The 19,648-nt window shown below is 56.0% G+C and carries 20 protein-coding genes; 14 read left to right on the forward strand and 6 right to left on the reverse strand.

Going from position 1 to position 19,648, the window contains the following annotated elements:
• The first annotated feature begins 13 nt into the window (after positions 1-13).
• From G7Y43_RS04235 to priA, 10 genes are all read left to right on the forward strand, one after another.
• Positions 14-811 (forward strand): cell division protein FtsQ/DivIB, encoded by a 798-nt coding sequence (locus G7Y43_RS04235; protein WP_241158153.1) that lies wholly within the window; start codon positions 14-16, stop codon positions 809-811.
• Positions 812-1,009: 198 nt separating this feature from the next.
• The gene (gene ftsZ, locus G7Y43_RS04240) at positions 1,010-2,158 is read left to right on the forward strand and encodes a cell division protein FtsZ (RefSeq protein ID WP_165044413.1); all 1,149 of its coding nucleotides are present in this window, start codon (positions 1,010-1,012) and stop codon (positions 2,156-2,158) included.
• A gap of 10 nt (positions 2,159-2,168) precedes the next feature.
• On the forward strand, positions 2,169-3,017 hold the full coding sequence (locus G7Y43_RS04245) for a polyphenol oxidase family protein (RefSeq protein ID WP_241158154.1): 849 nt from the start codon (positions 2,169-2,171) through the stop codon (positions 3,015-3,017).
• 5 nt (positions 3,018-3,022) lie between these two features.
• On the forward strand, positions 3,023-3,718 hold the full coding sequence (locus G7Y43_RS04250) for a YggS family pyridoxal phosphate-dependent enzyme (protein ID WP_165044416.1): 696 nt from the start codon (positions 3,023-3,025) through the stop codon (positions 3,716-3,718).
• A 74-nt stretch (positions 3,719-3,792) separates the two neighbouring features.
• Positions 3,793-4,710, forward strand: a complete 918-nt coding sequence (locus tag G7Y43_RS04255; protein ID WP_165044418.1) for a cell division protein SepF — start codon at positions 3,793-3,795, stop codon at positions 4,708-4,710.
• A 1-nt stretch (position 4,711) separates the two neighbouring features.
• A complete protein-coding gene (proC, locus tag G7Y43_RS04260) occupies positions 4,712-5,560 on the forward strand; it encodes a pyrroline-5-carboxylate reductase (protein ID WP_165044420.1) in 849 nt (282 codons plus the stop codon).
• On the forward strand, positions 5,554-5,808 hold the full coding sequence (locus tag G7Y43_RS04265; RefSeq protein WP_165044422.1) for a YggT family protein: 255 nt from the start codon (positions 5,554-5,556) through the stop codon (positions 5,806-5,808). The genes proC and G7Y43_RS04265 overlap by 7 nt, the downstream gene beginning before the upstream one ends.
• Before the next feature lie 53 nt (positions 5,809-5,861).
• Positions 5,862-6,731 (forward strand): DivIVA domain-containing protein, encoded by an 870-nt coding sequence (locus G7Y43_RS04270; RefSeq protein WP_165044424.1) that lies wholly within the window; start codon positions 5,862-5,864, stop codon positions 6,729-6,731.
• A gap of 198 nt (positions 6,732-6,929) precedes the next feature.
• Entirely contained in the window at positions 6,930-7,463 is a 534-nt protein-coding gene (locus G7Y43_RS04275) for a GNAT family N-acetyltransferase (RefSeq protein ID WP_165044426.1), read from the forward strand.
• Between the two features lie 6 nt (positions 7,464-7,469).
• Positions 7,470-9,875 (forward strand): primosomal protein N', encoded by a 2,406-nt coding sequence (gene priA, locus G7Y43_RS04280; RefSeq protein WP_165044428.1) that lies wholly within the window; start codon positions 7,470-7,472, stop codon positions 9,873-9,875.
• A 7-nt stretch (positions 9,876-9,882) separates the two neighbouring features.
• Here the strand turns inward: priA and G7Y43_RS04285 are convergent, their stop codons facing one another.
• The 4 genes from G7Y43_RS04285 to G7Y43_RS04300 form a co-directional block, all read right to left on the reverse strand.
• Positions 9,883-10,545 (reverse strand): hypothetical protein, encoded by a 663-nt coding sequence (locus tag G7Y43_RS04285; protein WP_165044429.1) that lies wholly within the window; start codon positions 10,543-10,545, stop codon positions 9,883-9,885.
• Positions 10,538-11,458 (reverse strand): DUF1700 domain-containing protein, encoded by a 921-nt coding sequence (locus G7Y43_RS04290; protein WP_165044431.1) that lies wholly within the window; start codon positions 11,456-11,458, stop codon positions 10,538-10,540. The genes G7Y43_RS04285 and G7Y43_RS04290 overlap by 8 nt, the downstream gene beginning before the upstream one ends.
• The gene (locus G7Y43_RS04295) at positions 11,445-11,771 is read right to left on the reverse strand and encodes a PadR family transcriptional regulator (protein WP_165044433.1); all 327 of its coding nucleotides are present in this window, start codon (positions 11,769-11,771) and stop codon (positions 11,445-11,447) included. Before G7Y43_RS04295 ends, G7Y43_RS04290 begins: the two co-directional genes overlap by 14 nt.
• Before the next feature lie 206 nt (positions 11,772-11,977).
• Entirely contained in the window at positions 11,978-13,210 is a 1,233-nt protein-coding gene (locus G7Y43_RS04300) for a murein hydrolase activator EnvC (protein WP_165044435.1), read from the reverse strand.
• 506 nt (positions 13,211-13,716) lie between these two features.
• Here G7Y43_RS04300 and G7Y43_RS04305 point away from each other — a divergent pair.
• Entirely contained in the window at positions 13,717-14,592 is an 876-nt protein-coding gene (locus tag G7Y43_RS04305; RefSeq protein ID WP_165044437.1) for a DegV family protein, read from the forward strand.
• A 22-nt stretch (positions 14,593-14,614) separates the two neighbouring features.
• On the forward strand, positions 14,615-14,977 hold the full coding sequence (locus G7Y43_RS04310; RefSeq protein WP_165044439.1) for an arsenate reductase family protein: 363 nt from the start codon (positions 14,615-14,617) through the stop codon (positions 14,975-14,977).
• 79 nt (positions 14,978-15,056) lie between these two features.
• On the opposite strand, the gene speB is transcribed toward G7Y43_RS04310, so the two are convergent.
• A complete protein-coding gene (gene speB / locus G7Y43_RS04315; protein WP_165044441.1) occupies positions 15,057-16,013 on the reverse strand; it encodes an agmatinase in 957 nt (318 codons plus the stop codon).
• Positions 16,014-16,267: 254 nt separating this feature from the next.
• Positions 16,268-16,795: a metallophosphoesterase family protein gene (locus G7Y43_RS04320; RefSeq protein ID WP_165044443.1), complete on the reverse strand. Its 528-nt coding sequence runs from the start codon at positions 16,793-16,795 to the stop codon at positions 16,268-16,270.
• Between the two features lie 337 nt (positions 16,796-17,132).
• On the opposite strand from G7Y43_RS04320, the gene G7Y43_RS04325 reads away from it, so the two are divergent.
• Positions 17,133-17,918 carry a response regulator transcription factor gene (locus tag G7Y43_RS04325; RefSeq protein WP_241158155.1) on the forward strand — a complete coding sequence of 262 codons (786 nt, stop codon included), beginning with the start codon at positions 17,133-17,135 and terminating at the stop codon, positions 17,916-17,918.
• On the forward strand, positions 17,915-19,132 hold the full coding sequence (locus G7Y43_RS04330; protein WP_165044445.1) for a sensor histidine kinase KdpD: 1,218 nt from the start codon (positions 17,915-17,917) through the stop codon (positions 19,130-19,132). Before G7Y43_RS04325 ends, G7Y43_RS04330 begins: the two co-directional genes overlap by 4 nt.
• Positions 19,133-19,648: the final 516 nt, after the last annotated feature.

Here is a 19,648-nt window from a genome sequence, read left to right on the forward strand (position 1 = left end):
TCGGAACCGCCGCATGGGAAGTGCGAAGCCTTCTGTGCGCTCGTTCAATGTAATGCCCGTTCTTATTGCCGTGTGTGTTGTGGTAGCGGTACTGGTGGTTTCATTTTTGGTGCTGCGTGCCTCGAATGTGTTTGAAATTGAGGACGTTTCGGTGACGGGTGTCGAACACCTTACGTCTGAGGAAATGATGGCACTTATTGCCGTACCCGAAGGCACCACGCTTTTGCAGGTGGACAAGAAAGGCATTGAGGATCGGCTCCTCAAAGATGCCTGGATTGAAAAGGCGAAGGTAAGTGCGGCCTTTCCTCACACATTGAAGGTAGAGGTTACCGAGCGCGTTATTCGTGCTGTGGTGGAGGTTCCTTCAGAAGATGGCTCGGAGGTGAAGCGGTGGGCTATCGCGTCGGACGGCATGTGGCTTATGCCCATTCCTGATCAGGATTCCGAAGCGGGTAGAAAGACTAGTCAGCAGATCTACGACGACATAGCCGCCGCGCTGGTTATCACCGATGTGCCATATAGCACCAAACCCGAGATGGGAACCTACTGCAACGATCCGAACGTGACGAACGCCCTCGAAGTAGTGGTGGGACTTACCACCGACTTATCTGACCAGGTGAAGTCGGTTGCTGCAACGGAAACGGAGTCTACTACCATCACGCTCGACAACGGCATCGAGATTGTATTTGGTTCCTCAGATAACATTCGCGACAAGGAGCGGGTGTGTTTAAAAATCATGGAGGAATACGAAGGATCGCTTGCTTACATCAACGTATCCGACCCGAAGTCGCCCACGTGGCGCGCGCTGTAGACTTGTGGCATGTGTGTCTGTATGCCTGTGTATGCCTGTGCGCGCGCGAAATGTGATGGGTATACGTTCACTCACCTGCACTTGTTTTGCAAATGGGAACGCATCGTGTACAATAACCGCACGTAGGCGCGCGCAGGTGTGCCTGGGAAACGGAGAACTGAGACGCAGCAGACTCGAATGCAGCATGTGGAGGATACGATGTCCAATAGAATAGGTTCCGAGCATTTGGCGGTTATCAAGGTTGTAGGTGTCGGTGGCGGTGGCACCAACGCCGTGAACCGCATGGTGGAAGCGGGCGTGAAAGGCGTCGAGTTCATTGCCGTGAACACCGACCGCCAGGCTCTGCTCATGTCGGATGCCGACAAGACCATCCATATCGGCGAAGAACTCACGCGCGGGCTGGGAGCTGGCGCGAACCCCGAGGTTGGGTGCCAGGCAGCTGAGGAAAGTCGCGCGGACATCCGCGAAGCGCTCGCCGAAGCCGACATGGTGTTTGTCACCGCCGGTGAAGGTGGCGGCACGGGCACGGGCGCAGCACCCATTATCGCTGAGATTGCGCGTGAAGAAATTGGCGCGTTGACGGTTGGTGTGGTCACCAAACCGTTCTCGTTCGAGGGACGCACCCGCCGCAACCAGGCTGAGCAGGGTGTGGCGTTACTCAGCCAGAAGGTTGACACGCTCATCGTCATCCCGAACGATCGTTTGCTTGAGATCGTCGACAAGAAGACGAGCATGCTCGATGCATTCCGCATTGCCGACGACACGCTTCGCCAGGGTATTCAGGGCGTTACCGATCTCATCACCATTCCCGGTCTTATCAATCTCGACTTCGCCGATATTCGCACCGTTATGAAGGATGCCGGCACAGCTATGATGGGCATCGGCATTGCTTCTGGCGAAAACCGAGCGCTTGAGGCTGCTCAGCAGGCGACGAACTCGAACCTGCTCGAGGCTTCCATTGCGGGTGCTTCGCGTGTGTTGTTCTCCATCGCCGGTAGCCCCGATCTTACGCTGACCGAGGTCGACGCTGCTGCGCGTACGGTGGAAGCGTGCGCCGATGAGAATGCCAACATCATTTATGGCCAGATTATTGATGAGGGTATGGGTGATGCTGTTCGTATCACCGTCATCGCAACTGGCTTTCAGTCTTCGCAGCCGCGTCAGTCTTCCATAGACTTTGCCTCGCAGCGCAAGGACCTGTTTGCTTCTACAGCAGCTACGTCCGCAGCGGCAGCTTCCGCTGCGGTTCCCTCGGTACCGGTTACCTATGCTTCCCCTGCTCCGTCCCCTGCTGGTCGTTTTGCTGATGAGGACTACATTCCCGACTTTCTGAAGCGTCAGCGCTAGCGAGCCGTTGATGGGTCGCATGCTGGATGCGCTTCCGCAACCGCATTTGAACGCGCGCCATTTCGGCGCGCGTTCCTTATGCGTGCTGACCGATGATGCACTGTTCGATACATGTGGAGTGCGCATCGCGTTTTCTAGTCGCGATGGCGGGGTAAGCGAAAGCCCGTATCGTTCGCTCAACCTGGGATCGCACGTTGGTGACAATCCGCAGGCAGTGCAAGAAAACCGTGCAGTGCTGCTTGAGGCACTCGGTGCGGCCGATGTGCGTCTGATTGTGCCCAATCAGGTACACGGCACCACAGTGGTGGTTGTTGACAACCCAAGCGCCGCTGCATTTGATCGTGCGACGGATGAGGCGCAGGAGGGAGCCGATGCAATTGTGGTCGCCGTACCGCGAACAGCAGCACTTCTGTGTTTCGCCGATTGTGTGCCGGTTATTGTGGTGTCACCATCGGGGGCATTCGTAGTTGCCCATGCCGGATGGCGCGGCGCGCTTGCCGGTGTGGCGGCATGTGCGGTGCAGCAGCTCGTTCACGCCTGTGAGCGGCAGGGGGGATGCACTGACCCTTCTCGTTATAATGCCTACATTGGGCCGCATATCGGCGCGGAATGCTTCGAGACGGGCGATGATGTGCGAGCTCGTTTTCGCGAGCGCTACGGCGAAGCGTGCCTTGTGGGCGAGCGTAACGTCGATCTCGACCGCACACTTGCGATCAATTTGGGTGAGGCTGGCGTGTCACCGGATCGTATCGCTCATGCCCGGGTATGTACGGTGTGCCGGTCGGATGAGTATTATTCCTATCGCGCCGAGGGCGGTGTTTGTGGTCGTCACGGTGCCATTGCATTCAAGGAGGACTGATTAGTATGGGGTTTGCCCAGCGATACAACTCGACGCTCGCCGAGGTTGCTGCATGCTGTGCGGCGGTGGGTCGTGACGCATCGGAGGTGCGGGTGTTGGCGGTATCGAAGACGGTTGGTCCCGATGATGTCGCTTTGGCGGTGCGGGCTGGTGCGCATGACTTCGGAGAAAACCGCCCCGACGCCATCATGGCGAAACACGATGTCTTTCCCAACGAAACCTGGCATTTTATCGGGAATATTCAGTCGCGACGCATCCCCGATATTGTGCGGTGCGCTTCGCTCATTCATTCGCTTGACAATGAGAGCCATGCACGCAAGATTAACGATGCGGCGGCGTCGTTGGGCAAGGTGCAGGATGTGCTCATCGAAGTAAACGTTTCGGGGGAGGAAAGCAAGGGCGGGCTTGCGCCCGATGACGTCTTCGATATGGTCGCCCTTTGCACGCAGCTGCCATGCGTGCGTGTGCGGGGACTCATGACCATGGCTCCGCAAGGTGACGCTTCGGTGGCTCGCCAGACCTTCGATGGTCTAGCGAGCTTGCATCAAACAATTCGATCGCAGCTCACCGGCCCCGATTTCCAAGCGTTCAATGATCTTTCTATGGGCATGAGCGAAGATTGGCGCGAAGCTGTTGCAGCGGGCGCTACCATTATTCGCATTGGTCGTGCGCTGTTCAGCGACGAGTTCGACGTCGTGTAGCAGCGTTTCCGTCTGCGCGCGATGGGCTTTTCCGCGCACCGTGCGCATCGATTCGAACGAAGCGAAGGTTTATCATGGATCTGCCAAAGATGTCACTGTCGGACGGCGGCATGCTGGACGGCATCAAGGCCAAGTTCGGTTTTTCGTCTCGTCAATCCTACGATGATGGCTACTACGATGACGATTACGACGACTACAATGATTACGGTGCTGACTACGATGATTACGGCGAATACGGCGACGGTGGCTATGGTCAGCCCGCTGACGATGCGGCGTCCCGCTATGAGCCTCATCACACGGTGAGCACGCGGTCAGCTTCGGCGTACTCACGTTCGGGATCGCGTCCGCGTTTGGTATCTATCGATGACGTGCGTGCACGTACGCAAGTTCCCGATTCCCTGAATCGCGATCCGTTGCCGCCGCGCCACGTAACCTCTCCGGCAGCCACTCGTATCGGGGCGTTTCGCGGCAATCGCACGGTGATTGACGGTACGCTGCCCTCAACGGCCGACTCCATTGCAGAAGCGCAGGCGATATCAGCCAAGGCTATGGCGGGCAGGGAGCGTTCGGAGAGCCTTGACAACTTGTTCGCTTCAACGGCGGAAGCTGCCGCGGCATCCGCGTCAGCGGCTGCACCTACACCTTCGACGTCGGAAAAGCGCAGCTCGCGCGGCTTCGATCCGTACGAGGCGTATTCGGGATCGGGCGCTGCGCGTCACGTTCCCACGCGTTCGGTGACGGTAATCAAACCCATGAGTTACGGCGAGGCTGAGCGTGTGGCGAAAAGCCTGAAAGCGGGCGATGCGGTGGTGTTGGCGTTGCGCAACACCCCTGAACCGCTGGTGAAGCGGCTGCTGGATTTCTCGTTTGGCGTCGCGAGCGCGCTCGATGCGAGCGTTGATTGCATTGCCGACAAAGTGTTTGCTCTCACGAAGGGCGCGGCGCTGTCGGAAAGCGAGCGGACCGACCTACGCAACCAAGGGGTGATCTAGCATGGCGCGTACGCCGCGCCGGATTGCCGTTATCGGCGGTGGCAAGATGGGAGAAGCCATCTTTGGTGGCTGGATTGCTAGCACTCGAGATGCGGCCGCTCATCTTATTCCAGAGTCGTTTAGTATCGCCGATCCGGGGAGTGGACGGCGTGCATATCTGTCCGAGCACTACGGCGTTTCGTGTGTGGAGGCGGCTTCACAGGTGCCTTTTGTACCCGATATGGTTGTTCTTGCAGTGAAGCCTCAGGTGATGATGAGCGTACTCGATGAGATCCGCAGCGAGGATCGCTATGCCGGTGGTGCACAAGGTCCTTTGTTTGTGAGTATTGCTGCAGGTCTTTCGACTGAGCGCCTGGAAACGAGATTACCGCATGATGCGCGCTTAGTACGTGTTATGCCCAACACTCCACTCATGGTGGGGCAGGGGGCAAGCGGCGTATGTGGTGGCTCGCAATGCAGCGATGACGACGTGCAGCTTGTTCAGCAGCTGTTCGAATGTTTAGGCCGTGCGTTTGTGGTTCCCGAAAAATCGATGGACGCTATCGGTGCTATTAGCGGGTCGGGTCCGGCCTATGTTGCTTCCATGATCGAGATGGTGCGCAATGCAGGAGAAAAGCACGGTCTTGATCCGGCGTTTTCCGAGGCGTTGTTTTTGCAAACGGTACTGGGAACGGCGCAACTCATGAACGAGCGGGGGCAAACCGCCGAACAGACAAGAATTGCGGTATGTAGCCCCGGCGGTACGACGTTAGCTGCGCTCGATGCTATGAACAGGGAAAACATTGCTACAGCTTACCAGGCCGGAGTGGATGCGGCCGTCGCGCGTTCGAAGGAGCTTGCATTATGCTAAGTGGTCTTATTGTGTCCGTCGCCGAGATTTACAGTCTCGCCATTGTGGTGTACGTGCTGTTCTCGTGGTTTCCGTCACCGAGCGGGGTAATAGCCGATATCTATGCGGCACTCGGCAAATTGTGCGATCCGTATTTGAACCTGTTCAAGCGTTTGATACCCCCTATTGGAGGTATGGTGGACGTTACCCCCATTATCGCGCTGCTTGTATTACAATTTGGAGCGAGCCTTATCGCTCGTCTGCTTTAGCATGGCCATTCGCGTAACCACGGGGTGTTGCGCGTGACGAAAGGGAACATCAGATGGCAATCACGGCCGAAGACATTCACAATCAAAGCTTCTCTATTGATCGCAAGGGTTACGATGTCGACGAAGTTGACGTGTTTCTTGAGCGCGTCGCCGACGAGATCGATCAGATGAATGGTTTGATCGCGCATCTTGAAGATCAGCTTGAGAACAGCTACGTTGAAGACGAGAATCGCTTCGATGGTTTCGACACCCCGGCTACGATCGAGCCGCTTGAGGAAGAAGTCGAAGTGGTTGAAGAGGTTGCTCCTGTTGCGGTTGAGGTTGCGCCGGCTGCTCCTGTTGTCAGCGAGAGTGAAGCCGAAAAGGATGCTCGTATTGCTGAACTCGAACGCCAGCTCGCGGAAAAACGCGCCGATGACAATGCTATCTCGCAGGCGCTCATTATCGCGCAGCGTTCGGCTGACGAGATCATCGCCAACGCGAAGGGCGAGGCGGCTGACATTGTGGCGAACGCCCGTGCCGAGCGCGATCGTATCCTCGATAAGGCCGAGATCGAGCGCCAGAAGGTGCAAGACGCCATCTCGCAGCTGGAGGACAGCCGTGAGGAAATCCGTGGCGACTACCAAGATATGCTCACCGACTTCATCACTGATGCTTCGCGTCGTTTGGCAGAAATCGGCGGAACCAACCCGCTTGCAAGCGCTCACGCCCGTTTGACTCCTGCGCGTGCAGACGTAGAACCCGAGCTGCCTGCTTTGGCGACAGGTCAGGCGCCCATTGCTGACGCGCCCGTTGCCTATACGGTTCCTCAGGCGACAGCTGGTGTTATTCCTGCAGCTGCCACACCTGTTGCATCTGTTGTCGAGAAGGACTTCTCGGGCTTCGGCGATGCTGATGACTTCGAGTTCGACGAAATCGACTAGAAGCACAATCAAGCGCGGCTGAGCGCGGAAGAACGGCGGGGTGTTTCGGCTCCGCTCAGGTGAATTCAAAGCGCCTCCCTGCGGGGCGCTTTTGCTTTCCGGGTAGCCGGGAAGGGCTGAATGCGAATTAGTCGGCATTATATCCGAATGAGATGGCCCGCACGACGTTGATGAGGGTTGATGAGGGAAGAAGGATAGATGCGGTTTAGGAAAGCTGAACAGGGCGAACTCGACAGTGTTCTTGCAGTCATTGCAGACGGGCGCGCAGCCATCGCGAAGCTGGGTATTGACCAGTGGAGCGGTGGTAACCCCAAACGCGAGCTGATCGAGCTTGACCTTCGGCTTCGCAGGTCGCATGTGGCTATCGATGAGGAATCGGGGCGTATCATGGCTACGGCGGTCATCGACTTTTCAGGCGAGCCGGACTACGATGCCATTGAGGGCGCGTGGCTGACTTCATCGTCCTCGTCTGCGCCGCAGTATGCTGTTGTGCACCGCTTTGCCGTGGTGCATGCATTTTCGAGGCAGGGTGTTGCAAAGGCAATGCTGAACTACGCCGAAGGACTTGCCCGTGAGCAGGGGTGCGTAAGTGTGCGTGTTGACACACATCCTGGTAATGTGCGCATGCTGGGGCTGCTTGAGAGGTGTGGGTATCATCGTTGTGGCATCGTATATATGTCGCATATTGAGGGTGCTACTCCCGAGCGGGTCGCGTTTGAGAAGATGGTGTAGGATTGTATGAGAATCGCCTCGGTCATTCTGGATATTCCCACGCAGGCGCTCGACTGTGCCTATTCCTACCTTGTGCCCGACGGCTGCGACGGCTGCGAAGATTATGCTCCGCTTCCCCCGATACATGCTGGTAACGAGCAAGATGTCGCGCAGCTTCCCGATAGTTTCGATGTATGCGTGGGATGCGCTGTGCTCGTTCCGTTCGGTGGTCGGCAGGTTGTGGGTTTTGTTGCCCGAATTGAAGAATGTGAGTACGGTGAACTTCCCGACGGCGTAAACCCCGTGAAGCTCAAGCCCATTATTCGTGCGGTGAGTCGCCCATACTTCGATGAAGAAGGTGCTGCGTGTATCTTCTGGATGGCAAATCGCTACGTTGCCCCGCTTGCGGCGTGCGCGCGTTTGTTCGCGCCACCCGGAGGGGTGCCGCGCGTGGTGCGAACATGCGGCGAGAGCGGGCCGTACTGGCGGCTTGAGCAGCCCGCTATCGGCGAAGTTGACGACCGGTGGGTGTTGCCCGGTCCTTCGTATACGGGTTTCGAGCCGAAGCACAATGCGGTGAAGCAGGCGGCAATCGTGAGTGCCTTATGCAGCGGCGATGTGCGTGTGGCCGAGCTGGCTACCGAGTTCGGCGCAGTTTCCGCGGCGCTAAAGTCTCTCGAGAAGCAGGGCGTGGTACGTATCGAGCGCCGTCGGCGGATGCGCGGCGTTTCTGCAAGTAGGCAAGCGCCCATACCAGAGGCACCCTTCACGCCCTCGGCGAAACCGCCGCTCACTGCTGGTCAGGCTACTTCTCTTGCAGCGATCGACGCGGCACGTAAGCGAGCACGGGGGGAAGTGGTGCTGGTTGACGGCGTTACCGGGTCGGGTAAGACCGAAGTATATTTGCAGGCCATCGAGGCTGCGCTTGCTGCCGGGCACACGGCATGCGTGCTTGTTCCAGAGATATCGCTCACGCCGCAAACAGTTGCTCGCTTTCGTGGCCGCTTCGGCGATACGGTTGCCGTCATGCATTCGCGCATGAGTCGAGGTGAGCGTTTCGACCAATGGGATTTCATTCGCAGTGGACAAGCGCGCGTGGTGGTTGGTGCCCGCAGCGCGCTGTTCGCACCGTTGAGAAACGTTGGCATCATTGTCATTGATGAGGAACACGAAGGCTCATACAAGCAGGATAGTGCGCCTCGCTACCATGCGCGCGACGTGGCTTGCTGGATGGCTCGACGTGCGGGCGCGGTGGTGGTGTTAGGATCGGCGACTCCTTCCATTGAGACGCTGTATGCCTGCGCGAAGTGCGACGGGTGGAACCGAGTTTCTTTGCCCGAGCGGGCAAACGGCAAGCCTCTGCCGGAAATCGACGTCATCGATATGGCGAAGGAGTTCGGAAGTGGGTCGCGCTCTATGTTTTCGGGTCGTCTTACCCGGGCGCTTGCTGCGGAGCTTGTCTGCGGCCGAAAGGCGGTGCTGCTGTTAAATCAGCGCGGGTTCGCGAAGTTTTTACTGTGTCGTGAGTGCGGGTTTGTGCCGGAGTGTCCGTCGTGTTCAACATCGCTGACGTTTCATGAGACAGGAAACAAGCTCGTTTGTCATCATTGTGGTTATACGGTGCCTTCTCCGCCCGTGTGCCCGCGTTGCGCAAGTCCGTATCTTAAGCGTTTTGGCGCAGGAACCCAACGGGTTGAAGCAGAACTACGCGCATTGCTCGATGCTATGCCAGGCGTAGGGCCAGGCGTGCCCATCGTGCGTATGGATGCCGACACCACATCAGGGAAAGGCGCGCATCAGCGCTTGCTCGAACAGTTCGCCGCGGCGGATGCGGCGGTACTGTTGGGGACGCAGATGATCGCAAAGGGACTTGATTTCGACGACGTGACGCTGGTCGGCGTCATCAATGCCGACACGCAGCTACATCTGCCCGACTATCGTGCCGCTGAGCGTACGTTCGCGCTGATCGAACAGGTTGCCGGTCGGGCGGGACGAGCAAACTTGCCGGGGCGTGTGATGGTGCAAACCTACGAGGCTGACAACGTGGCCCTACGCGCCGCTGCTCGCTACGACCGAGCACTGTTTTTGAGAAACGAGTTGCCCAAACGCCGCATGCTTGGGTATCCGCCGTACGTACGCATGGCAAATGTGCTGGTTTGGGGCAATGACGAAAGTGCCGTGGCATACGAGGCACGAGTGCTGCAAGAGGCACTTGAGCAGCAAGTCCGCGATTTCGGGGGAGATAACTGGATGGTGCTGCCAGCAGGTCCTTGTTTGCTATCGAAGCTGCGCGGTTCGTATCGCTGGCATGTGGTGGTGAAATGTCCGCTCGAAGCCGACATCTCCCGCGTTATCGAGCCGTTGTTCCGCGCACGTAAGGCGTACAAGGCGATTAACGTCGCGGTCGATGTCGACCCGAGCGATTTGTTGTAAGGGTTCTTTAATCAGTGCTTCTCTCAAGGTTGTTGTAGCTGTCTGGACTGTCAGGACTTTCCGGATTATCGGGACTTTCTGTGCTAGAGCTGTTCGGACTATTCGTGTAGCTACCGGAACTGTAACCATAACTGCTGTCATACGAATTGCTCGTATAGGACTCGATTTCGTTGTAGTATTTCACGCGGTCTTTGTCAGTGGGGTTCGCTTTCACGGTGATGGTTGTTCCATCGTCGACCTGGGGAACAACCAGCACGTGACGCTTCAGGTTGTCGAGTATGATGTCCTTGTTTGTAATCATCTGATCCAAAGAGTCGTAAATGTGAAGGATCGTGACGCTTACCAGCACGGTTTGTTCCTGTGGGTATTTGTCTGTGCTGATGATTGGCGATGTGGCAGCGCTGTTGTATTCAACCGATACGGAAACCGTACCGGGCGCGATGGTGTCGTCGAAAACGACGCCGGCATCATCATTGGCTATCAGGACGGTTTCGTCTTCGTTAAGCTCGAACGTTTCCTCTTTCGTCATGCGTTCACCTTCAGCTGGTATCGACGTTGTGTCCACGTCGAAGCTCATGTATTCGGCAAACGCCACACCCACGCCGATAGCTCCCACGAGTGTGCCGGCAAGAGTTCCCGCAAGCAGGATGGCAAGGGGCTTGTTACGCATGAGTTATCGCCTCGCTTTCAAAGGGCCGGGTTTCGAGGGGCCGAGTTGCTGTGTTTGGATCGTACTCGCTTTCGACATCGGTTGTTGGGTTTGATTCGTCTGTAGGCTGTGTCGTGTGTGTGCAAGCACGTTGTTCACAAGGCGGCTTATTTATGGGGCGTCTGCGAATAAGCATGAGCACAAGCCCGGTGAGTGACAGCGTTGCCACCATGCCGCCAAGCGATGCGATGACCACACCAGCCAGTGGATAGCCGAGCAGCAGGAACACCAGGCAGAATCCGAACGCAAACAGCAGACAAAGCGCCATGGCGGCAAGCGCTGCCGCTGTCATTGCTACGCAGGTATTCCATATCCAGCGGCATGCCGTTTTGCAGGCGCGCCACGTGAGCGATGCAGCACCGCTCAACAGACCGAGAACTCCCTTTGAGGCGATGGGCCGATGGGGACGGTGCGGCTGGTGCGATTGCTGTAACTGGTACGGTTGCGTGTCGCGGGTAGCGCGTCTCACTTCCCATTTGTCGCGAAGTGTGTCCGTAGCGCTCGATATCGACGCGCGAGCACCTGCTGTCACCTCTTTGGCATTCGTGAAAAACTCGCGAACTGATCCTTTCACTTCGGTATATCCCGTTTTTGCCACATCGGCGACCGCGCTCGCGGCCTGCTCGGTAACATGCTCCTTCTTTTGAACGGCTGCCACGTCAGCTGCTGCCGCTTTCACGTGGTAAGCTCCCAATATTTCCTCGATCAGCTCATCGATTGGGCCGAAATCGTCAATCGCCTCGGCTTCACTCATTCCTTCTTTTACCTTCATGTCGATATGTTGCGAGTACTCGTCGAGGATGTCTTTCTGCTCATTGTCTTCCAGCACGGCAATGCTTGCTTGAAGACGGGTGAGGAACTCAGTTTTTCGCATGTTCGTGCTCCTTTAAAAACTCGCTGACTCCATGCTGGAATTCCATCCATTCGCGGCGTAGCTCGCCGGCTCGCAGCACTCCCGCTGCTGTTAGGTGGTAGTACTTTCGCGGTGGGCCTTCGGTTGATTCTCTCAGGTAGGTTTCGAAATACCGCTCGTTGGTAAGGCGTTTGAGCAAAGGATAGATCGTGCCCTCTTTCACGTCGATGGTGCTTGATATCTCTTCGACAAGCTCGTAACCGTACATGTCTCGTGCGCGTACGCATTCGAGAACGAGCAGTTCGAGAACACCTTTCTTGAATTGCGCGTTCATCTGCCTCCTCTCGTCATGCGCTAAGAGCTTGAGGGTGGTTCCCTTTGTTAGCTAGCATGTTAAACATGCTACTATATAATGTCAAGTACTAAGAATGAATACATACCGTTTTCGAACCAATTGTTGTCACCTGTTGTTCGTGCAACAAAAAAAGAACCCGGGAGCATTCCTCCCGGGTTCACGTGCGCAACGGGTTGCCGATTGGCTTACCAGCTGAAGTAGGTTCGTGGGTCGACGGCGCTACCGTTGACGCCGTTTGAAGAGTTCAGGTTAATTTGGAAGTGAAGATGCGCACCGAAAGAGTAGCCAGTGTTGCCAGAGATAGAAATAGGCTGACCAGCCGATACCTGCTGCCCAACGGACACGAGCGTGCTTGTGTTGTGCAAGTACCACGACACGATACCACCACCATGGTCGATAGTAACGGCGATACCGCCCGAACCAAACCAGCCTGCAGTGGTTACGCGGCCAGCCGCCATAGCGCATATTGTGGTGCCAGAAGGACAACCCAAGTCCACACCCAAATGGAAGTCACCCAAGCTGCGCCAACCGAACCCACTCGTGACACCGTAGCCGGGGGCAGGGTTCACCCAACCACCTACATTTGATGCAGCGCTCGAGCTGCCTGGAGACGCGATTGCAGCGCTCGATCCGCCACCGCCACCCGATGATCCTCCGCTCATTTGTTGAGCCAATGCCTGTTGAGCTAGTGCCTTGGCTTCTTCTTCCTTCTGACGAGCTTCTTCGGCGCTCATGCGCACCTGCTCGATCTCGCTGTGTAGAGCGGCCAAATCGCTGCTCATGGAGTCGTACTCGGCCTGCAGCGATGCTTGCGTCGCTTCCACCTCTTCCTTCGCTACGCGGGCATTTTCCAGCTCTTCGGCAGCGATGGCTTCCTGCTTCGCGTATTCAGCATGCGCAGCCTCGGCTTCGGCCTTCACGTCCTTGGTTTCCTGAACCAAGTCGGCATCTTGCTTGGCGATGCGCTGTGCAGCGTCCCAGTTTGTTACGAACTCTTCGAACGACTGTGATCCGAAGATAACATTCAGCGCAGTAGGTTCGCCTTCACGGTAAATTGCAGAGGCACGATTACCTAAACGCTCTTGCAGCTCAGCTAAGCGCTCTTCTGCAGCTTTAATGCGCTCCTGCGCAGCCTCCATGGCTTCGACTGCGGCCGTATGGGCCTCGTCGGCGGCGGTGTAGCGTTCAAGCGCTTCGTTGAGCTGAGTTTGCAGAGCATCGAGGCGAGCGGCCAATGCATCGACCTCAGCCTGTTTGGCAGCTGCTGTCTCTTCCAAGCTTGACGCTTGCGCTTCGAGTTCTTCGGCTTCGGAGGCATATGCTAGCCAAGGGAACAACATGGTTCCGCCGGCAATACCGCAAGCCTTCAGAAAAGTGCGACGGGAAATCCCGTCAGCAATTGGACTGATTTCGTTCATAGTGCGTTTACTCCCGATTCTGTCGGTTCTTGTTTGCCCCGAAACGGCTGGCATACAACGAGTCGCTTCAGACGAACGATGTCAAGATGATAACACCGTGAAAACAAATTTGCGTCCTTTACACGGTTTCCAAACAACCCGTCTACTCTCGCTCGTTCTCAGCTATTTCAGCCACCTCACGTATCCTCGGCTGTTCCGATTAGTTGCCGATTGGATATTCGAAGTGGTTATCACTTGGCAACTGGTTGAAAACAGGGCATGCGTGACAGATACGAAACAATATATCCCTTTCCTATCGAAAGCGGGTCAATTTGGCAGAAAATGCTTCTGGGCATGCTTTGGTGCAAGGCGTACAATGCAAAGGCTTGCTCCGCGTAAGCGGTGTGCGGGGTGGGCTCCGTTGCGGAAAATGCCGCGCATACGTGTAAGGCGGAGTAGCGCTTGTGGCGTCATGTGGACGAGTCATTCCGTGCGACGAAAAAAACACTTGAAGGGAAAGGAAGCGTATGAACTTCGAGATCGTCACTGATTCGTGCTGTAATCTGACTGAGGACATGATCGACGAGTTTGGGCTCCATATACTTCCCCTGACGTTCCTTGTCGATGGCCAGCAGCGCTATAGCTATCTGAAGGGAGAACGCACCGATCTCGCGCAGTTCTATACGATGATGCGCGAAGGTAAGGTGATCACTACGTCGCTTCCCAACTTGTCGGAGTCTGAAACGCTTATCCGTAGCTTGCTTGCGGCGGGTCGCGATGTGTTGTACCTGGGGTTTTCCAGCGGGCTATCGGGTACGTACGAAGCTATCAGTCTCCTGTGCGACCAGCTGGCCGCCGAGTATCCCGACCGTACCGTGCTCACGTGTGATACGTTGGCGGCTTCAGGCGGGCAGGGATTGCTTGTGTGGCATGCGGTGCAGCATGCGCGAGCTGGTAAAAGTATTGAAGCCGTGCACGAGTGGGTGGAACAAAACAAGCTCCATTTGGCTCATTGGTTCACTGTTGACGACCTCATGTTCCTGTTCCGCGGCGGGCGTGTGTCGCGCACGAGTGCGTGGGCGGGCACGCTGCTGAATATCAAGCCTGTTATGCATGTTGACGATGAAGGTCATCTTATTCCGCTGGAAAAGGTTCGTGGTCGCAAGAAGTCACTCAATGCGCTGGTCGATCATATGGAGAAAACTGCCATCGCGCCCATATCCGAGCAGATGGTGTTTATCACTCATGGCGACTGTTTGGAAGATGCTGAATACGTGGCTGCTCAGGTGAAAGAGCGCTTTGGCGTGCGCGATGTGGTTATCAACTACGTCGACCCAGTCATCGGCGCCCATTCCGGCCCAGGAACCATGGCGCTGTTTTTCCTTGCGAGCGCCAGGAAGTAGCGAGCGAAAGAAAGGGGCGAATATGGGCGAAGTGTTATTCCTCGAATATCCGAAGTGTTCGACATGCAAGAAGGCGAAGGCATGGCTTGATGCGAATGGTGTCGCTTACGTAGATCGGCATATCGTTGATGACAATCCAACTGCGGTTGAACTTGCCGAATGGCATGCGCGCAGCGGCATGCCCATCAGGCGGTTCTTTAACACGAGTGGCATGTTGTACCGCGAGCGGAATATTAAAGCGCTGCTCGATGCGGGCCTCGACGATGCCGACGCTTGCGCACTTCTCGCCGAGAACGGCATGCTCGTGAAGCGCCCGCTTGTTGTTGGTGACGATTTCGTGCTCGTGGGGTTCCGTGAAGCGGAATGGGAGCGCGCCCTGCTGTAAGGCTGCAAGACGCGCTTTTTCGACGTTGGTGCGCATCGTGGCGTTGTAAGCAACGTCCGATCGTGCGCCGCAACGGGTGTTAGCGGCGCCCTTCTTTCTTCTGTACCGCTAGGATGCTTATGGCCTCAAACGCAATGTTCGCTGCTAGGTATGCGGTGATCTCGCCGTGGTCGAAGGAGGGCAACACTTCCACTACGTCCATGCCTACGAGATTAAGGTCGCGCATCGCACGCACGAGTGCAAGTGCTTCCCACGACGTCCAGCCGCCCACTTCAGGTGTGCCGGTGCCCGGTGCATACGCCGGATCAACGAAGTCGATGTCGAAGGTGAGAAACACAGGTGAGTCGCCCACGCGTTTAATGATACGTTCGATAACGGCCTTCAATCCGATCTCGCGCATCTCGTGAGTTGGGATAATGTCGAAGCCAAGCTTTCGGGAAAGGTCATGCTCGTCGGGGTAGTACAGCGAACCACGCATCCCTACCTGGATGGATTTCGACACGTCGATAAGTCCTTCTTCCAGTGCACGGCGAAATGGCGTTCCGTGATTGTACTTCTGTCCGAACACCTCGTCGCAGATGTCGGTATGTGAATCGAAATGCACGAGTGCCACAGGGCCGTGCTTCTTGGCAACGGCACGCAGCTCGCCTAAGGTGATGCAGTGGTCGCCGCCAAGGGCAAGCGGGAAGATGTCTCGATCTATGAGCGCGCCGATCTCGCGTTCAATCGCTTCGTACGTGGGATGGATGTAGCCGGGTGTGATGGCGACATCTCCGTAGTCAGCACCGTGCAAGTTTTCAAGAACGTTCACGCCCATGATGGCGTTTGCTGGCTTAATCATGGCCGATATGGCACGGATTGCCTGCGGTCCGAATCGCGCGCCCGTGCGGTATGAACAGGCGCAGTCGTACGGGATACCTACAATGGCGAAGTCGGGGTTTTCGACGTCGGCTATGCGCGGAATGCGCATGAATGTGCCGGTGTTGCAGAAGCGTGGCGAGGTAAGCGCGCTTGCGGGTTGAAGGTCGTTGTGCATTGGACTCCTTCCGGTTCGCTTGCGATATGACTGGCACCCAGGGCCGCCTCCCCACGTATCGGCCGGTGTGCGTCGTTGCAGAATTGTACCCAATGAGTCGGATGAAGTCACCGGGGAAGCTACGTCGAGCGCGATGGTTGCGCAGTAGATACACGAAGCGGTAACGCGGCTGCTGCACGAAGCGGTAACGCGGTTACATGTCGAGTTTCACGTCGAATCTCGCTATGCGTTTTCGTACTTGTTCGTGTTTGTTGCTACCACATTTCGCCCGTTTGCATGATGACTGCACCACGCAGCGTTTCGATGCGTACGCCCAGAACGTGTCCGTCATGTACGTGCACAAATCCAACGCTTCGGCTCATGCCGCCGCGTGGCCGTGATGCCGACCCAGGGCAGATCACGTAATCGGCGGGGCGGGCAGCAGCACCCGTGTCTAGGCGGGGGGTGTGCGTGTGTCCGTGCACGCACACGCGGGGAATCGGTTCGCCCGGTGCCAGTTTCGCGCCGCCGAAGCCTATGCGTACGTCATGTGGATAGTGGGCCACTAAAAAACGCACACCGTCGATCACAGGACAGGCGCGCGATCTGACGTTTGACCCGTACTCGCCGAAATCGTTGTTGCCGAGTACTGCCGTGGTGGGTGCGAGCGCTTCGAGCTCCCGGAGAATTCCTGGATCTCCTATGTCTCCTGCATGAATGATATAGTCAGCCGTCGCCATTGCACTCGCCGCTGCTGCATCCAAGCGTCCATGCGTGTCGGATATGATTCCCACCAGTGTCATCGGCCTCGCCTCTCCTCGTAATCGTGCCACATTCACTTCGTCGCATCATCTTAACGGAGTACGCTCGCTATGGAAAGCGGCGGGGAATGCGGCCAGTAGCGAGAGAGAACGAGAGCGCGAGAGAACGAGAAAATGAGGGAAAGAGAGCAACTCTTACATTATCCTTACCATTTCGTGGCACTCATCGAGCTGTGCGACTGCTTGGGTATACTGGCTGTGGCGAGAAGACAACCGACATGATCCGTGCGTCCGCACAAGGACGCACGGATCATGACTGTGGTCAGTGATGTCCGGCAGATGAACTCAGCAGTCCTTCTTGCCTGAAACGGAGGAGAAGGTGGCAGAAAACAGCGCAGCGCGTATTCTGGTGGTCGATGATGAGATAGCTATTGCCGATCTAGTGGTCAAGCTGTTGGAGAATGAAGGCATGAAGGCATGCGCCCGCTATGATGGTGCATCAGCGCTTGAGCTGTTCTCGATCGAACGGTTTGATCTGCTTATCGTTGACGTAATGATGCCCGGCATTGATGGGCTTGAGGTGTGCACTCGTCTGCGTTCAGTTTCCGATGTTCCTATTATTTTCCTTTCAGCGAAGGATGAGGAAGCTGACAAGGTGGTCGGGCTTATGCTCGGTGGCGATGATTACGTGACGAAGCCTTTTAAACCGCGCGAACTGGTCGCCCGCGTGCGTGCCCGCTTGCGCCGAGCGACTCATGGGGCGCACTGCGATGATAACGTACTGCGGGCACATGGTATCGAGCTCGATTTGGGTGCACATACTGCGTTCTTACATGGTGAGCCGCTCCATCTCACACCGAAGGAATACGGTATCTTGGCGGCGCTCGTTCGCAATGCAGGCAAGCCGGTTGCCACAAAAGATTTATTTGAATCTGTATGGAACGAACCGTACGTGGCCGCGTCTGCAAATTCGGTTATGGTGCATATGCGCCGCATTCGCAAGAAACTTGCCGAAGTTGACGGGTCGGAATGCTTCGTGGAAACGGCGTGGGGTGTGGGGTACAAAATTATGCCCCGAACTTCGAATTCTTCTGCTTCGAACCCTCACGTTTCAGGCTCTACAACTCCTGGTTTCTCCTTGCCCGATTTAGGGATAAAGCGGTGAGCCGCCTGCGCAGCGCGCAGGCACAAGCTTTGCAGCGTCGCCTGTTCGGAATGCTACTCGTATCACTGCCGGTGTATTCGGTGTTGTTTGCCGCGGTTGCGCTTGCTCTCGATACGACAGTTTTCGATGATCTCGGAGAACGCATTGCGAATCTGACATCATCATGGACGTATTATTCCGAAGATGAATATGTGGCGTTGCAAATCGAGTTCGCCGATGCGCGACAGAGCGATTTGCTACAGGCCCTTCCTGTCGAGGGTGGTGGCTACAATGTGCGCAATCTCGGTCCGTACTACGCTATGCGCAGCTTAAAATGGGTGGTTCTTCTGGGAATCTACCTGCTTGGTTGCGTGGGTATGGCGTTGGTGGTTATGCGTTCGTCCGTAAAGCGCTTCGATGATCTTGCCTGTGCGATTACGGCGCTGTTTGCTGATCGCGAGGCAAAAATAATCCTTCCTGATAGCTTAGCCATCGTTCGCGCTGAGTTGCTGGAAGTGCGCGAGCGCTCGCTTGCTGACGAGCGGGTTACGCGCGCTGCTGAGACGAGAAAAAACGAGCTGGTTGCCTACTTGGCTCACGACATCAAAACACCACTCACTTCAGTGCTTGGCTATCTGACGCTCTTGAAGGAGTCACCTGATATTCCTCGCACCGTTCGTGCTGAATATGCAGGTATCGCACTTTCGAAGGCGGAGCGCCTTGACGATTTGATTGATGAATTCTTCGAGATAACTCGTTACAACCTGCAGGCGATTCCCGTTGAACGGCAGCGCATCTCGGCCCAGCTTCTGTGTCAGCAGGTTGCTGACGAGTTGTTTCCAGAAGCGAATGCGAAGGATGTTACCATCGATGTTGACGTGCCTGACGATTTCACGCTGTTCATCGATCCCGACAAGATGGCACGCGCGTTGTCGAACGTTATGCGGAATGCCGTTGCGTACGCCGATGTGAATACGTGCGTGATTGTTCGCGTACGTATCGATGAACACAAGGCGACGTTTTCGGTCACCGATCAAGGACGCGAGATATCACCGGTGCATCTTCAAAGCATTTTCGAAAAGTTCTTTCGCGAAGATACTGCACGTTCCAGCAATAAGGGCGGGGTGGGGTTGGGGCTTGCCATTGCTAAGGAGATTGTCGTTGCACATGGTGGCTCCATCTCAGCGCAAAGCGAAGCGGGTACAACGACGTTTATCATTGTGGTTCCCGTCTAAACACTCCACTGTGAACTGCACATATGCTACTTAAACGAGTATTTACTCGTTTAAGTATAAAACTAGTAAACATTCGTTTTCACCCAATGAGCGCACATGTGACGCATGAGTTTGTGGCGTATGAGAGCCAATTTCACGATGAAAGTGTTGAGAGCTAACCACGTAAGAAGATAGTCGTTATGAGTGTGAGGCGTAAAGCAGGAATTCGTTCATGTTTTCTTCATAACACATGCGTACGCAAAATTCGCGCAAATATATTAAAAATCAGTTCACGAACTGGAAAAACGTGGGGTTTAAATGTTTGGGAAGCGTTTGTCGCTCGGAAAAAGTTTGCAACGTTTTCCCCTCAAACCCCTTGACCTGTCCCCGCTAAGGGGGTAGAGTACCGCCTTGCGCTTCGGGGGAGACCTCGAAAGCAAACACAAGCCCTGATAAGACCAAAGAGAGCAGGTCTTATGCAGGTTAGGGACCTTGAGAACCGGATACTGTGAGGCAGACATTTCGAAGACGATAAAT

The organism is Adlercreutzia sp. ZJ138, from assembly GCF_011038935.1.
Taxonomy (GTDB): domain Bacteria; phylum Actinomycetota; class Coriobacteriia; order Coriobacteriales; family Eggerthellaceae; genus ZJ141.

What these genes read in the sequence shown, in the direction of transcription:
- G7Y43_RS04300 (WP_165044435.1), bottom strand. Translation starts at nt 13,210, where the DNA reads ATGAACGAAATCAGTCCAATTGCTGACGGGATTTCCCGTCGCACTTTT.
- G7Y43_RS04245 (WP_241158154.1), top strand. Translation starts at nt 2,169, where the DNA reads ATGGGTCGCATGCTGGATGCGCTTCCGCAACCGCATTTGAACGCGCGC.
- G7Y43_RS04265 (WP_165044422.1), top strand. Translation starts at nt 5,554, where the DNA reads ATGCTAAGTGGTCTTATTGTGTCCGTCGCCGAGATTTACAGTCTCGCC.
- G7Y43_RS04235 (WP_241158153.1), top strand. Translation starts at nt 14, where the DNA reads ATGGGAAGTGCGAAGCCTTCTGTGCGCTCGTTCAATGTAATGCCCGTT.
- G7Y43_RS04305 (WP_165044437.1), top strand. Translation starts at nt 13,717, where the DNA reads ATGAACTTCGAGATCGTCACTGATTCGTGCTGTAATCTGACTGAGGAC.
- G7Y43_RS04250 (WP_165044416.1), top strand. Translation starts at nt 3,023, where the DNA reads ATGGGGTTTGCCCAGCGATACAACTCGACGCTCGCCGAGGTTGCTGCA.
- G7Y43_RS04295 (WP_165044433.1), bottom strand. Translation starts at nt 11,771, where the DNA reads ATGAACGCGCAATTCAAGAAAGGTGTTCTCGAACTGCTCGTTCTCGAA.
- G7Y43_RS04270 (WP_165044424.1), top strand. Translation starts at nt 5,862, where the DNA reads ATGGCAATCACGGCCGAAGACATTCACAATCAAAGCTTCTCTATTGAT.
- priA (WP_165044428.1), top strand. Translation starts at nt 7,470, where the DNA reads ATGAGAATCGCCTCGGTCATTCTGGATATTCCCACGCAGGCGCTCGAC.
- G7Y43_RS04285 (WP_165044429.1), bottom strand. Translation starts at nt 10,545, where the DNA reads ATGCGTAACAAGCCCCTTGCCATCCTGCTTGCGGGAACTCTTGCCGGC.
- ftsZ (WP_165044413.1), top strand. Translation starts at nt 1,010, where the DNA reads ATGTCCAATAGAATAGGTTCCGAGCATTTGGCGGTTATCAAGGTTGTA.
- G7Y43_RS04255 (WP_165044418.1), top strand. Translation starts at nt 3,793, where the DNA reads ATGGATCTGCCAAAGATGTCACTGTCGGACGGCGGCATGCTGGACGGC.
- G7Y43_RS04310 (WP_165044439.1), top strand. Translation starts at nt 14,615, where the DNA reads ATGGGCGAAGTGTTATTCCTCGAATATCCGAAGTGTTCGACATGCAAG.
- G7Y43_RS04275 (WP_165044426.1), top strand. Translation starts at nt 6,930, where the DNA reads ATGCGGTTTAGGAAAGCTGAACAGGGCGAACTCGACAGTGTTCTTGCA.
- proC (WP_165044420.1), top strand. Translation starts at nt 4,712, where the DNA reads ATGGCGCGTACGCCGCGCCGGATTGCCGTTATCGGCGGTGGCAAGATG.
- speB (WP_165044441.1), bottom strand. Translation starts at nt 16,013, where the DNA reads ATGCACAACGACCTTCAACCCGCAAGCGCGCTTACCTCGCCACGCTTC.
- G7Y43_RS04320 (WP_165044443.1), bottom strand. Translation starts at nt 16,795, where the DNA reads ATGACACTGGTGGGAATCATATCCGACACGCATGGACGCTTGGATGCA.
- G7Y43_RS04290 (WP_165044431.1), bottom strand. Translation starts at nt 11,458, where the DNA reads ATGCGAAAAACTGAGTTCCTCACCCGTCTTCAAGCAAGCATTGCCGTG.